The 12,097-nt window shown below is 63.1% G+C and carries 14 protein-coding genes; 3 read left to right on the top strand and 11 right to left on the bottom strand.

Annotated features, from left to right (window positions below):
- Positions 1–134: 134 nt before the first annotated feature.
- The 7 genes from hpf to PSUB009319_RS13815 form a co-directional block, all read right to left on the bottom strand.
- The gene (hpf, locus tag PSUB009319_RS13845; protein ID WP_024976714.1) at positions 135–488 is read right to left on the bottom strand and encodes a ribosome hibernation-promoting factor, HPF/YfiA family; all 354 of its coding nucleotides are present in this window, start codon (positions 486–488) and stop codon (positions 135–137) included.
- 50 nt (positions 489–538) lie between these two features.
- Positions 539–2,038, bottom strand: coding sequence for an RNA polymerase factor sigma-54 (locus PSUB009319_RS13840; RefSeq protein ID WP_124382801.1), 1,500 nt, complete (start codon positions 2,036–2,038; stop codon positions 539–541).
- 108 nt (positions 2,039–2,146) lie between these two features.
- Complete coding sequence (lptB, locus tag PSUB009319_RS13835; RefSeq protein ID WP_124382800.1) at positions 2,147–2,935, bottom strand: LPS export ABC transporter ATP-binding protein; 789 nt, start codon at positions 2,933–2,935, stop codon at positions 2,147–2,149.
- A 30-nt stretch (positions 2,936–2,965) separates the two neighbouring features.
- The gene (gene lptA / locus PSUB009319_RS13830) at positions 2,966–3,553 is read right to left on the bottom strand and encodes a lipopolysaccharide transport periplasmic protein LptA (RefSeq protein WP_124382799.1); all 588 of its coding nucleotides are present in this window, start codon (positions 3,551–3,553) and stop codon (positions 2,966–2,968) included.
- Between the two features lie 71 nt (positions 3,554–3,624).
- Positions 3,625–4,257 carry an LPS export ABC transporter periplasmic protein LptC gene (gene lptC, locus PSUB009319_RS13825; RefSeq protein ID WP_124382798.1) on the bottom strand — a complete coding sequence of 211 codons (633 nt, stop codon included), beginning with the start codon at positions 4,255–4,257 and terminating at the stop codon, positions 3,625–3,627.
- Positions 4,258–4,261: 4 nt separating this feature from the next.
- Positions 4,262–4,846 carry an HAD family hydrolase gene (locus tag PSUB009319_RS13820; protein WP_124382797.1) on the bottom strand — a complete coding sequence of 195 codons (585 nt, stop codon included), beginning with the start codon at positions 4,844–4,846 and terminating at the stop codon, positions 4,262–4,264.
- A gap of 16 nt (positions 4,847–4,862) precedes the next feature.
- A complete protein-coding gene (locus PSUB009319_RS13815) occupies positions 4,863–5,846 on the bottom strand; it encodes an SIS domain-containing protein (protein WP_124382796.1) in 984 nt (327 codons plus the stop codon).
- A gap of 335 nt (positions 5,847–6,181) precedes the next feature.
- On the opposite strand from PSUB009319_RS13815, the gene PSUB009319_RS13810 reads away from it, so the two are divergent.
- Positions 6,182–8,161 (top strand): monovalent cation:proton antiporter family protein, encoded by a 1,980-nt coding sequence (locus PSUB009319_RS13810; protein WP_124382795.1) that lies wholly within the window; start codon positions 6,182–6,184, stop codon positions 8,159–8,161.
- 9 nt (positions 8,162–8,170) lie between these two features.
- Here the strand turns inward: PSUB009319_RS13810 and PSUB009319_RS13805 are convergent, their stop codons facing one another.
- Both PSUB009319_RS13805 and PSUB009319_RS13800 read right to left on the bottom strand, forming a co-directional pair.
- Positions 8,171–8,575 (bottom strand): ribbon-helix-helix domain-containing protein, encoded by a 405-nt coding sequence (locus tag PSUB009319_RS13805; RefSeq protein ID WP_124382794.1) that lies wholly within the window; start codon positions 8,573–8,575, stop codon positions 8,171–8,173.
- A gap of 40 nt (positions 8,576–8,615) precedes the next feature.
- On the bottom strand, positions 8,616–9,194 hold the full coding sequence (locus PSUB009319_RS13800; RefSeq protein ID WP_124382793.1) for a DJ-1/PfpI family protein: 579 nt from the start codon (positions 9,192–9,194) through the stop codon (positions 8,616–8,618).
- Positions 9,195–9,302: 108 nt separating this feature from the next.
- Here PSUB009319_RS13800 and PSUB009319_RS13795 point away from each other — a divergent pair, with 108 nt between their 5' ends.
- Positions 9,303–9,911 (top strand): adenine phosphoribosyltransferase, encoded by a 609-nt coding sequence (locus PSUB009319_RS13795; RefSeq protein WP_124382792.1) that lies wholly within the window; start codon positions 9,303–9,305, stop codon positions 9,909–9,911.
- A 118-nt stretch (positions 9,912–10,029) separates the two neighbouring features.
- The gene (locus PSUB009319_RS13790) at positions 10,030–10,650 is read left to right on the top strand and encodes a LysE family translocator (protein ID WP_124382791.1); all 621 of its coding nucleotides are present in this window, start codon (positions 10,030–10,032) and stop codon (positions 10,648–10,650) included.
- Between the two features lie 31 nt (positions 10,651–10,681).
- Here the strand turns inward: PSUB009319_RS13790 and PSUB009319_RS13785 are convergent, their stop codons facing one another.
- Together PSUB009319_RS13785 and PSUB009319_RS13780 are read right to left on the bottom strand one after the other, a co-directional pair.
- Positions 10,682–11,167 (bottom strand): adenosine-specific kinase, encoded by a 486-nt coding sequence (locus PSUB009319_RS13785; protein ID WP_124382790.1) that lies wholly within the window; start codon positions 11,165–11,167, stop codon positions 10,682–10,684.
- A 198-nt stretch (positions 11,168–11,365) separates the two neighbouring features.
- Complete coding sequence (locus PSUB009319_RS13780; protein WP_124382789.1) at positions 11,366–12,073, bottom strand: hypothetical protein; 708 nt, start codon at positions 12,071–12,073, stop codon at positions 11,366–11,368.
- Between the last annotated feature and the right edge of the window lie 24 nt (positions 12,074–12,097).

Genomic DNA, 12,097 nt, shown 5'->3' with positions numbered 1-12,097 from the left:
GCGCCACGCCAGCATTCATACTTTCGTCAGATTTTAGCCTGACTTAAATCGGTTGCAATCGGATTCGTCATGAATGCACCACGGCATAAAAAAACCGCGCCAACTCGGGGCGCGGTTTTCGCGGTGCGGTTTTGCTATTGCTGCATCTGCACGGCTTGGAGGGCTTGGTGCTTCATGCTGTCACGATCGTGCCCTTGCACGCGGTCCTTGTACTTGATCACCTGCCTGTCCAGCTTATCGACGAGTAGGTCGATGGCCGCATAAAGATCTTCATGGTGTGATTCGACGAAGACGTCCTTACCTTTGAGGTGCAGGTTGATTTCCGCGTACTGACGCCGATCCTTCTCCTTGTGGTTATCGACCGATAGCAACACGCTGACGCCAATCACCTGATCGAAGTGCCTGATCACACGCTCCAGTTTCGTTTCCACGTACTCACGCAGTGCGGGCGTGATGTCCAGGTGGTGTCCACTGAGTTTGAAGTTCATAGCGGTTCTCCTTCTCAAGATGAGCCGCACCGGAACTGCCCGCGATGCGGCTATAAAGACTTGCGCAAATTCACTGCAGGGATCTTGAGGGCTTCGCGGTATTTGGCCACCGTCCGACGGGCCACCACGAATCCTTGTTCGCCTAACAGCTCGGCAATTCTGCTATCGGACAGAGGATTCTTCGGGTCTTCGGCTCCTACAAGTTGCTTGATGAGCGCGCGTATCGCGGTGGATGATGCGGCCCCGCCGGTTTCCGTCGATACATGGCTGCCGAAGAAGTACTTCAACTCGAACGTCCCCATCGGGGTTGCCATGTACTTGTTGGTTGTCACACGGGAGATCGTGGACTCGTGTAGACCCAGTGTATCGGCTATTTCCCGCAAAACCAAGGGGCGCATGGCGATTTCGCCGTGCGTGAAGAAGCTCTTTTGACGCTCGACAATGGCTTGTGAAACACGCAGGATCGTATCGAAGCGCTGCTGAATGTTCTTGATCAGCCAGCGCGCCTCCTGCAGTTTCTGCTGCAGATTGGCGGCGCCCGATTCACCGCGGCTGCTGCGCAAGATTTGTGCATACATATCGTTGATGCGCAGACGCGGCATTACGTCGGGGTTCAGCTGCGCCATCCAGCCCGCGCTTGTCTTGCGGACGACCACGTCAGGCACCACGAAGTCGGCTTCGGCGCGGCCGAATGCATGACCGGGAAACGGCGCCAACGAACGGATGAGTTCATGCGCCGCCTTCAGCGCCGGCTCGTCGACGGACAGCGCCTTCTTCAGGCGCGTGTAATCGCGCGCAGCCAGCAGTTCGAGGTGCTGATTGACGATGATGAGCGCCAGCGCTTTCGCGGGGGAGTCGAGTCGATGCAATTGCAACGACAGACATTCGGCCGCTGAACGTGCACCGATGCCGGGCGGATCGAAGCTCTGCAGCATGCGCAGCGTGGCTTGCAGCTCATCGAGCTCGACTTCGAGTTCGGCAGGCAGGTCAGCGAGGATTTCGTCGAGCGTGCCGGAGAGATAGCCTTCGTCGTCGAGCGATTCGATCAGGAAGATGACGAGGCCCTTGTCGCGCATCGACAGCTTGAGCGGCGCGAGCTGCTCCATGAGGAATTCGCGCAGGCTCTGTTCGGCCTCACGCAACTGCAGCGGCGCGCGATCGTCTTCGTCCGATTGGGGCTTGCGGGCGAAGTCATCGAGGCTCCAGTCGGAGCGGTCGGAGCCGTAATCGCTGTCGAAATCGGCGCCGCTGTCGTGGCCGTTCTCGTAGCTGTTATCGGAGGCGTCGCCGTTGGGCGAGGGCGGCGGCGATTCGGTTGGCAGTGGCGTGGCGCTGTTGCTTTGCAGCGCGTTGACAGAGCCATCCGCACCGATGCGCGCGGACGTATCGAGCCACTCGTTTTCCCGCTCCAGCAGCGGGTTCTCGGTCAGGGCTTGCTCGACTTCCTGCTGCAGTTCGATGGTCGATAGTTGCAGCAGCCGGATGGACTGCTGCAGCTGCGGCGTGAGCGCGAGATGCTGAGAGAGGCGGAGCTGGAGCGACTGTTTCATGCGGGCTATTCTATGCCCAACACTCAGTCGATGGAACGGATTTTGCTTTAACGTGCGCTCTTACCACGCACCTTCGCCCGTCCTTAAGGCGTAAGCGTACAGCGTGACTTACATCCGGAAGTTATCGCCCAGATACACCTTGCGCACATCCTCGTTTTCGACGATCTGCTCGGGGCGGCCCGCGGCCAGCACGGTGCCTTCGCTGATGATGTAGGCGTGGTCGCAGATGCCCAGCGTTTCGCGCACATTGTGATCGGTAATCAGCACGCCAATGTTGCGGTCCTTCAGGAAGCCAACGATGCGCTGGATTTCGCCCACGGCGATCGGGTCGACGCCGGCAAACGGTTCGTCGAGCAGGATGAAGCGCGGCGATGAGGCCAATGCGCGGGCGATTTCCACGCGGCGACGCTCGCCGCCCGAAAGCGACAGCGCAGGGTTGTCGCGCAGGTGGGCAATCTGAAGGTCGTCGAGCAGGCCGTCGAGACGGCGATTGACTTCGTCTTGCGTGAGCTTTTTGCCGTGCTGCTCCTGCAGCTCGAGCACCGCGCGGATGTTTTCCTGCACGTTGAGCTTGCGGAACACCGACGCTTCTTGCGGCAGGTACGACAGGCCCATGCGCGCGCGCTGGTGGATCGGCAGTCGGCTGATGTGCTCGCCATCGAGCACGATGTCGCCGGCATCCAGCGCCACCAGGCCGACGATCATGTAAAACGAGGTCGTCTTGCCCGCGCCGTTGGGGCCGAGCAGGCCAACCACCTCGCCGCTCTTCACGTCGAGCGACACGTCTTTGACCACCGTGCGCGTGCCGTAGCGCTTCTTCAGATGGCGGACGACCAACGTGCTGGAAGTCGTGGCCTGCGGCGCTGCGGTTTTGGGGGCGAGGGTGGTGGCGGACATAAGCGAAACAGAAAAGACAGGCGGTACGGATCAGGGCTTGGCAGCCGGGGCAGATGCCGGTGCCGAAGGCGTGCTGGTGCGCGGTGCCAGAACGGCGCGTACGCGGCCCGACGGGTTGGCGGCGGTGGCGTTCTCCGCACCACCCGAGGCCGTGTAGAACTCCTTCTGGCCGTCGTACGTGATGACCGCGCCCCGGATCTCGTCGAGTTGTGTTGCGCCTTGCAGGCGTTCCATGCGCGCGCGGGTGATCAGCTTGGAAATCTCCTGCTTGCCGTCGTATTCGATGCGCTCGCCCCAGCCCTGGATGTACTCGTCGACGTTGTCACGCTTCTGGCGAATGAACGCCAGATTGCCGGGCTTGGAGGTGGCAACGGCGTAGTTGTAGCCCTCCGGATCGGTGCGCAGGTCGGCTTGGTCGGAGCGCAGCACCATCGTGCCTTTGGTCAGCACCACGTTGCCTGTCAGGTGGTAGACCTGCTTCAGATCGTCGTAGCTGGCGTTGTCGGCTTCGAGCACAAGCGGTTTGTCGCGGTCGGCGCGCTCGGCGTGCGCGGGCAGGGCCGGGAGCAGCAGCGCAGCGACGATGGCGAAGCCGGCAGCACGGAGGGAATCAGTCATGGGGATCACGTCGGAGAAGGGCGCGGTCGGTGGGCTTGGTCAGGTGTCGGGGAGTCAACGCAGTTTACCGTCTACGGCTTCGGTGCCCCCAGCCCTTCGATTCGGCCGCGCACATTGCCCAGCAATTGTACTTGGCGCGTCACGTTGTTGAAGGTGAGGCCGTTGGCGTTCATGATCGACGGCCCACGGCGCAGTTCAACCGGTTTGTCGGTGCGCACGATATCGTCGTTGAGCAGCACCTGGAAGTATGTCGAATCGGCGGTCATCAGCGGATCCTGGCGGGCGTCGGGCCCTTGCGCGCGGATGACCTTGGCGTTGTTGTACAGGTCGATGATGGTGCCGTCGCTGTTCATCTTGCCCAGATCAGCGCGGGCGGTCACCTGAGGCCGGTCGGGCGCATACACGCGCAGCGCCGGATACGTAACGTCGTAGGTCCGGTCGTCCTCATAGTGGGTCATGTGGACGCCGTTGAAGCGGTATTTGGTCGCGCCGGTCTCATCCAGCGCGGTGGCCGAGATGCCGTCCATGGTGTAGTCGGCGACGTGGCGTTTGGCCTGGTTGGCGGTGTCGTCGGTTTGCGGCGTGTTCACCTGTACTAGCAGGAACGTGACGCCGCAGACGATTGCCATCAGCAGGACCGGCAGCCCGCGCAGCATGATCTGCAGCACGGTGGAGACGAGGCGTTGGGAGCGTTCGCTGGCCATGGAGTCAGAGAGTTTGCGCGGCCTGCAGCAGTTGTGCGAGCAGGGCGTCGTAGGCGCCTTGAGCTTTCAGAATCAGGTCGGCCACTTCGCGCACGGCACCGCGTCCGCCAGTTGCCTGGGCGACGTAGTGAGCGCGGCTGCGGAGTTCAGCGTGGGCCTGGGCGGGGCAGGCGGCAAAGCCCACCATCGTCAGCACTGGCAGGTCGGGCCAGTCGTCGCCCATGTAGCCGGCGTCGGCGGCCTGCAGTTCGGTGGCGGCCAGCAGGTGGGCAAACGCCTCACGCTTGTCGGCCACCCCTTGGTACAGATGTTCGATACCGAGTTCCCCGGCGCGCCAGGCGACAATTTCGGATTGCCGCCCGGTGATGATGGCCGACGTGATGCCCGCCTGCGCCAGCAGCTTGATGCCGTGGCCATCCAGCGTGTCGAAGGCCTTGCTGATCTCGCCCTCGGGGCCCACCAGCAGGCGGCCGTCGGTCAGTACGCCATCCACGTCGAACACCATCAGGCGTATGCGCGCGGCGCGCTCCATCGCCTGCGGAAAGCGTGCGTCGATGTTGCTGTGGACGGGATCAGCCAAGGCGGTCATCTGTGGTGTGTGCGGTTCAGATAACCTTGGCGCGCGTCAGGTCGTGGATGTGCAGCGCGCCGACTAGCATGCCATCGCTGTCGATCACCAAGAGCTGGTTGATACGGTGCGTTTCCATCACTTCGACGGCTTCAACAGCGAGCTGGTCAGGGCCGATCGAGCGGGGGTTGCTGTGCATGACCTCGTGGATGGGCACGGTGCGCCAGTCGCGCGGGGTTTCGAGCAGGCGGCGCAGGTCACCGTCGGTGAACACGCCCACGGCGCGGCCCTCGGCATCCACCACGGCAGTCATTGCCATGCCCTTGCGGGTAATTTCCATCAGCGCTTGCGACAGCGGCGTGTCTTGGTTCACGCGCGGCACGGCTTCGCCGGCGCGCATGACGTCGCGCACGTGCGTGAGCAGCTTGCGGCCGAGCGAGCCGCCGGGGTGCGAGCGGGCAAAGTCCTCAGCACCAAAGCCGCGCGCGTCGAGCACGGCCACGGCCAGCGCGTCGCCCAGTGCGATCTGCGCGGTGGTGCTGGCAGTGGGCGCGAGGTTCAGCGGGCAGGCTTCGACGTCGACGTGCGAATTGAGCACCACGTCGGCATGCTTGCCAAGCGAAGACGTCGGGTTGCCCGTCACGGCGATCAGCTTGGCGCCCAGCCGCTTGACGAGCGGCAGGATCGCGTTCAGCTCCGATACCTCGCCGGAATTGGAGAAACCGATGAAGACGTCGTCGCGGGTGACCATGCCGAGGTCGCCGTGGCTGGCTTCGGCCGGGTGCACGAAGAAGGCCGGTGTGCCGGTCGAGGCCAGCGTGGCCGCGATCTTGCGCGCGACATGGCCGGATTTGCCCATGCCGGACACGACCACGCGGCCGGTGCAGCCGAGCACCATTTCGACCGCGCGCGCAAAGTCGGCGGACACTTGGGATTTGAGGCCGAGCACGGCTTGCGCTTCGATGTCGAAGGTTTGCTGCGCCAGCGCAAGTGCTCGATCCGGATTGAAGTTCGCTATCATGGCGGCGAAGTATAACAACGATTGACACCAGCCTTCGGCCGGCTGCCACGCGGTTTGGCATGCACCGGGGCTGGGTTTGCGGGGAGTCGGCGGAGCGGACGGGCGCTCCGTTTTGCTGCGCCGCGGCATTCGCCCGTCAAACCACGTTTCTTCCCATCGCCACGCCGTCATTTTTTGCGCCGCGGCGCCCCGCGTGTCACGTTCTTCGTTTATACCCTGGCATCGGTCTTGCATTGCCTGTGTGCTTTTTGCAGCATGTTGGCCGTGTGCGCCGCCCTGATGCGCGGGCGCAGTCCTTCCTGTCCAACCCTTTTTCGACTGGTTTTTCGCGTCGCATGCATTCGCCGCTGGAACTCACCCTCGTATTGTTGGCCGCCGCCGTGATCGGCGTGGTGCTGTTCCGCATGCTGCAATTGCCGCCGATGCTGGCCTATCTGGTGGTCGGCGTGCTGATCGGGCCAAAGGCGATGGGGCTGGAGTCCGATTCAGTCCAGACGCGCTATCTGGCCGAATTTGGCGTGGTGTTCCTGATGTTTTCGATCGGGCTGGAGTTCAACCTCTCCAAGCTGCGCTCAATGCGGCGGCTGGTGCTGGGGCTGGGCGCGTCGCAGGTGGTGCTGACCGTGCTGCTGACGATTCCGACGTCGATGCTGCTGTCGCACTGGTATCCGCTGTCGTGGCAGGCGGCGCTGGCGCTGGGCGGCGCGCTGGCGATGTCGTCCACGGCCATCGTCTCGAAGATGCTGGCCGAGCGTCTGCAATTGGAAACCGAGCACGGCCGCAACATCATCAGCGTGCTGCTGTTCCAGGATCTGGCGGTGGTGCTGCTGCTGATCGTGGTGCCGTCGCTGGGCAAGAACCCGACCGACCTCGTGCTGACGCTGTCGATTGCCGCCCTGAAAATCACACTCGCGCTGGTGCTGATCCTGTTTCTCGGGCAGAAGCTGCTGTCGCGCTGGCTCCACCTGGTGGCGGCGCGGCGCTCGCAAGAGTTGTTCATGCTGAACCTGCTGCTGGTGACGTTGGGCATGGCGGCGCTAACGGAGCGGATGGGCCTGTCGATGGCGCTGGGCGCGTTCCTGGCCGGCATGCTGGTGTCGGAAACGCCATACAAGCTGCAGGTGGAAGAAGACATCAAGCCATTCCGCGACGTGCTGCTCGGTCTCTTCTTCGTGACCGTTGGCATGCTGCTGGACCCGCGCGTGGTCTTCGAGCACTGGGCGCTGGTGCTGGCGCTGGTGCTGGGGCCGGTGCTGTTCAAGTTCGTGCTGATCGCGCTGCTGGCGCGCGCCTTCGGCTCGGGCGGCGGCGCGGCGATCCGCACGGCGCTGGGCCTGGCCCAGGCGGGTGAATTCGGCTTCGTGCTGCTCAACCAGATCGACGGCATGAAGCTGATCGACCCGCTGCTCAGTCAGGCGATTTTGGCGGCGATGCTGCTGTCGATGTTGCTGGCGCCGTTCCTCATTCAATACAGCGATGTGATCGCCATGCGGCTGTCACGCACGGACTGGCTGATGCAATCGCTGGCGATGACGAAGATCGCCGCGCAGAGCATCGCGACTGAGCGCCACGTCATCATCTGCGGCTACGGGCGGAGCGGCCAGAACCTGGCGCACATGGTGGAGCAGGAGGGCATCGGTTACGTTGCGCTGGACCTGGACCCCGACCGCGTGCGCGATGCCGCAGCCGCCGGCGAACACGTGGTGTATGGCGATGCGGCGCGGCGCGAGTCGCTGGTGGCCGCTGGTATCCACCGCGCGGCGGCAGTTGCCATTACATATGCCGATACGGCCTCCGCATTGAAGGTGCTGCACCACGTGCAGGCGCTGGAGCCGACCCTGCCCGTGATCGTGCGCACCATCGACGATGCTGACCTGGACCGTCTGCAGCAAGCCGGCGCCACCGAGGTCGTCCCCGAGATCATCGAGGGGAGCCTGATGCTGGCGTCGCACGCGCTGGTGCTGCTGGGCGTACCGCTGCGCCGCGTGGTGCGACGCGCGCAGGAAATGCGCGACGCGCGCTACAGCCTGCTGCGCGGCTATTTCCACGGCCAGGACGACGAGGAAGACATGCTCGAACGCGACGCCGTGCGCCTGCACTCTGTGCCGCTGGCCAAGGGTTCGCCTGCCATTGGGCACAAACTCGGCACCATGGGGCTGGAGACGTTCAAGACGTCGGTCACGGCAATCCGGCGGCAGGGCATTCGCGCGCTTGATCCTGATCCGGATACGGTGCTGGAACTGGGCGATATCGTTGTGCTGCGCGGCACGCCCGAGGGGCTGCAGATGGCGGAGGAGCGGCTCTCGCCGCGTTGATGCCAGCGCTTACTTGATGAGTGCTTCCAGCAGAGGCCCGCGTGAGCGGCGCGGCGGCGGGGCATCCGCCATGTTGGGCGGCAGGCCGTCGAGCACCGTGGCTGCATCGAGTGAGCTGATCGACACCCGCGTATCCGCAGGAATCCGCCCATCTTGTTGCAGCATCAGATAGCGCAGGCAGCAGACGCGCAGGAACGAGGCGAAGTTCGCTACCTCACCGCGACGCTCGAACAACTCGTCGTAGAGCTTGCTGATGAGCTGATTGACTGTCAGGCCGTCGCGCTGGCCGATTTCTTCAAGCACCTCCCAGAACAGGCACTCCAGCCGCACGCTGGTTGCCACGCCGTGCAAGCGCAGCGAGCGGGCCAGGGTGTCATATGAGTGGGGATTGGCGCGGATGAAGATTTCACACATGGCCGGGGCTCCTGGGGTGCCCGGCGTGCGGGCAACCGGATCAGTGTAGAACCCGCGTCCCCAGAACTTCAAGAAACTGCGCTAACCAGGCCGGATGTGCCGGCCAGGCGGGCGCCGTGACCAGCTTGCCGTCGGTATGGGCCTGATCGACGGGGATGTCCTGGAATTTGCCGCCCGCCGCCGTGACTTCTGGGCCACATGCCGGATATGCCGAGCAGGCTTTGCCCTCCAGCACGCCCGCTGCCGCCAGCAACTGCGCGCCGTGGCAGATGGCCGCGATGGGTTTGTCAGCGTGAGCAAAGTGCCGAACAATGTCGAGCACGCGGGCGTTCAGGCGCAGGTATTCGGGCGCGCGGCCGCCGGGCACGACAAGTGCGTCATACGTGGCCGGGTCGACGTCGGCAAAGGTAGCGTTGACGGCGAAGCGGTGGCCGGGCTTTTCGGAGTAGGTCTGCGCGCCCTCGAAATCGTGGACGGCGGTGGCCACCGTTTCGCCGGCGCGCTTGTCGGGGCAGACGGCGTGCACCGTGTGACCGACCATCTGCAGCGCCTGGAAGGGGACCATGACTTCGTAGTCCTCAACGTAGTCGCCGACCAGCATCAGAATTTTCTTAGCCATCGCTGTGTCTCCTGTATGGTTGTGGTTTGCCCATTGTGGTTCGGCGCCGTTCGGCCCGGGTGGTAGCCCATTACCGCAGACCACATTTCCTGCCTTCCCGTTTTTGCCATGAACCAAGTCCCGCACAATCAGGCGGCGTTGCTAACGCCGTCGTCCGTTCCCGCTTCGACGGAGCTGGGCGATGTGTCGCGCTACCTGCGCGATCGCATCCGCACCGTGCCGGACTGGCCGCAGGCGGGGGTGATGTTTCGCGACATCACGCCGTTGCTGCAAGACCCGAAAAGCCTGCGTGTGTTGGTGGACGTGTTCGTCCATCGCTACATGGGTCAGGGGCTGAACGTGGTGGCGGGCATTGATGCGCGCGGGTTCATCCTCGGCTCGATCGTGGCGTATGAACTGAACCTGGGCTTTGTGCCAATCCGCAAAAAGGGCAAGCTGCCGTTCACCACGGTGGCCGAGGAATACCAACTCGAATACGGCAGCGCGACGGTAGAAATCCACGCCGATGCCTGCAAGCCCGGCGACCGCGTTCTGCTGATCGATGACCTGATCGCCACCGGCGGCACCATGATGGCCGGCAAGCGTCTGCTCGAACGGCTGGGCGCGACGGTGGTGGAGGGCGCAGCGATTGTCGATCTGCCCGAGTTGGGCGGCTCGCGCCTGCTGATCGAAGGCGGGCTGCCGCTCTTCACGGTCTGCCGTTTCGACGGGCATTGACTTGTCTTTGAGCGCTGCGCACACCGCATACGCTCATGTGACAAAAATATGATGCCCCGCTGCCGCGCGCAGTAGCATGAACCTCTCTTTTTTGTTGTTGCTTGGGCGGGAGACGCCGATGCCACATGTGCTGCTGTTTCTGCTGACTTCGATCGCCATTACCGTGATGCCGGGGCCGGACAACTTGCAGGTGATCGCGCGCGGCGCAAGCCAGGGCCGCAAGGCGGGGCTGGCAGCAGCGGCCGGGTTTGCGTCGGGCTGCCTGTTTCATACGACGCTGGCGGCGCTCGGGCTGGCCGCAGTGCTGCAATCGTCGCCCGTCGCGTTTCAGGCAATCCGCTGGCTGGGCGCGGCATATCTGATCTGGCTGGGCATCCAGGCGCTGCGCAGCAAGGGCGGCGTTGGCCTGAAGAATGCTGGAGCGCAGGCGGCGCCAGACCTGTGGCAGGTGTATCGCCAGAGCGTTTTCGCCAATTTGCTCAACCCGAAGGTGACACTGTTTTTCGTGGTGTTTCTGCCGCAGTTTGTTGATGCGCAGGCAGGTCATGCGGCGTTGCAGATGCTGTTGCTCGGCGGGGTATTCATGGCGCAGACCATCGTCGTGTTCAGCATCTACGGCTGGTGCGCGGCGGCGCTGGGCGGCTGGATGCGCCGCACGCCGCGCGCATCGCTATGGCTCGATCGGGTGAGCGGCTGCATCTTCATCGGGCTGGGCCTGCGGGTGGCCCTGACCAAATAAACGAACGCCCCGAGCATTCGGGCGTTTTGCATCAGAGCTTGTAGCCGATCTGCCGCAGCAGGTCTTTGCGCCAAGCGATATCGGCATCGGCTTCAATGCCCAGCGGCGAGGCGCCATCCACCACACCCAGCACGCCGCGCCCTTGCTCCGTTTGCGCCACGATCACCTGTGTCGGGTTGGCCGTGGCGCAGTAGACGCGGCAGACCTCCGGCACTGCGCGCACGGCAGCCAGCACATTGACGGGAAAGAACCCGTCGCCCAGAAAAATCAGAAAGGTATGCCCCGCGCCGATGGCCAGCGCGTTCTCGCGTGCGAGCTGGAGCGCAGCCTCGTCATTGCCCGACCAGCGCACAAGCCGCTTGCCGGAAGCCTCGCAAAACGCAATACCGAAGCGGATGCCTGGCACCGCACCTGCAAGCGCCTCGTGCAAATCCTCCACCGTCTTGATGAAATGCGACTGGCCGAAGATGAAGTTGGTCGCGTCCGGCTTGACGACGGGTACCACGGTGAGGTCCATCGCGGCGCTCCTGTGGGGGAACGCTCTTCATCGTAGGGCGCGGTGGCTTGATTGCAAGCCACGCCCGTGCTGGCTTACTTGCGCTTGAGCAGCGGCTTGATGTTGAGCAAGCGCAGGCCGGCGGTCGGCAGACCTGGGGTGTAGTGCGAACACCCGGGGCTGTAGGGGTGTTCGCATTGGTTTCGCCCTTTTTTCTTCTCAACTGAGTTTGTTGGCGATATCCATCATGGTCTGCTCGGTCATGGTCTGATCAGCGCCGCTGTTTCTGCCATTTCCTTGTTGAACATCCGCCCAAACCGTCAGGGTGATGTACTTCTTATCTGTCGCCCAAGACAGTTCAGTCATGACTTTCCCGCTGGGGGAGCGCTTCCGGCTGAGTTGAGCGGGAAACTTTCCCACCGCGGTGTTCATGGCTTCCTTGACGATCGTCACGCCTCCGCCGTCAGAAACGTAGTCCCATTCGCTCAGCATGACGATTTGATTGTTGCTGCAAGTGAAGACTCTCACCACGCTGGTCCAGGGGCCATTGAGGGTGGGGCCGTCCGGCAAAAATCCGTCGTATCGACAATGCGCCAGGGCGCTTCCGCCAAGTTCCGCGAGTTTGACTTTGATGTTGTGTGCGGAATTGCCGTCGCGAAGGATGCGTGACTGATAACTCAGTCCATAAGTAAAAACATCTTCTGGAACAGGTTCATAGCCACCGCCAGCCCTGCTTTGCGCAATGTGTGCTCGGGCAACTTTCTGCATGGCCGCAGGAAGTTTGTCCTGAGAAATCACAGTCGCCTTGCCTTGTGTCATGTAGCTGGACACGGCGCCGGGTATCACTGTATCCGGGGATTCCAGTGTGCTTGCTATTGCGAGGCCGCTCATAAAAATCGAACTCAAACCAACGGTCATCAATTTCATTCTGGTCCTCTTCTATGCGAAGTG

The sequence above is a fragment of the Ralstonia sp. SET104 genome (assembly GCF_003851545.1).
Lineage (GTDB): Bacteria > Pseudomonadota > Gammaproteobacteria > Burkholderiales > Burkholderiaceae > Ralstonia.
Note: the sequence above shows the minus strand (reverse complement) of the source record. Positions and strands in the feature narration are given on the sequence as shown.

What these genes read in the sequence shown, in the direction of transcription:
- PSUB009319_RS13780 (WP_124382789.1), bottom strand. Translation starts at nt 12,073, where the DNA reads ATGAAATTGATGACCGTTGGTTTGAGTTCGATTTTTATGAGCGGCCTC.
- PSUB009319_RS13785 (WP_124382790.1), bottom strand. Translation starts at nt 11,167, where the DNA reads ATGGACCTCACCGTGGTACCCGTCGTCAAGCCGGACGCGACCAACTTC.
- PSUB009319_RS13800 (WP_124382793.1), bottom strand. Translation starts at nt 9,194, where the DNA reads ATGGCTAAGAAAATTCTGATGCTGGTCGGCGACTACGTTGAGGACTAC.
- hpf (WP_024976714.1), bottom strand. Translation starts at nt 488, where the DNA reads ATGAACTTCAAACTCAGTGGACACCACCTGGACATCACGCCCGCACTG.
- lptA (WP_124382799.1), bottom strand. Translation starts at nt 3,553, where the DNA reads ATGACTGATTCCCTCCGTGCTGCCGGCTTCGCCATCGTCGCTGCGCTG.
- PSUB009319_RS13820 (WP_124382797.1), bottom strand. Translation starts at nt 4,846, where the DNA reads ATGACCGCCTTGGCTGATCCCGTCCACAGCAACATCGACGCACGCTTT.
- PSUB009319_RS13815 (WP_124382796.1), bottom strand. Translation starts at nt 5,846, where the DNA reads ATGATAGCGAACTTCAATCCGGATCGAGCACTTGCGCTGGCGCAGCAA.
- PSUB009319_RS13790 (WP_124382791.1), top strand. Translation starts at nt 10,030, where the DNA reads ATGCCACATGTGCTGCTGTTTCTGCTGACTTCGATCGCCATTACCGTG.
- PSUB009319_RS13795 (WP_124382792.1), top strand. Translation starts at nt 9,303, where the DNA reads ATGAACCAAGTCCCGCACAATCAGGCGGCGTTGCTAACGCCGTCGTCC.
- lptC (WP_124382798.1), bottom strand. Translation starts at nt 4,257, where the DNA reads ATGGCCAGCGAACGCTCCCAACGCCTCGTCTCCACCGTGCTGCAGATC.
- PSUB009319_RS13810 (WP_124382795.1), top strand. Translation starts at nt 6,182, where the DNA reads ATGCATTCGCCGCTGGAACTCACCCTCGTATTGTTGGCCGCCGCCGTG.
- PSUB009319_RS13840 (WP_124382801.1), bottom strand. Translation starts at nt 2,038, where the DNA reads ATGAAACAGTCGCTCCAGCTCCGCCTCTCTCAGCATCTCGCGCTCACG.
- lptB (WP_124382800.1), bottom strand. Translation starts at nt 2,935, where the DNA reads ATGTCCGCCACCACCCTCGCCCCCAAAACCGCAGCGCCGCAGGCCACG.
- PSUB009319_RS13805 (WP_124382794.1), bottom strand. Translation starts at nt 8,575, where the DNA reads ATGTGTGAAATCTTCATCCGCGCCAATCCCCACTCATATGACACCCTG.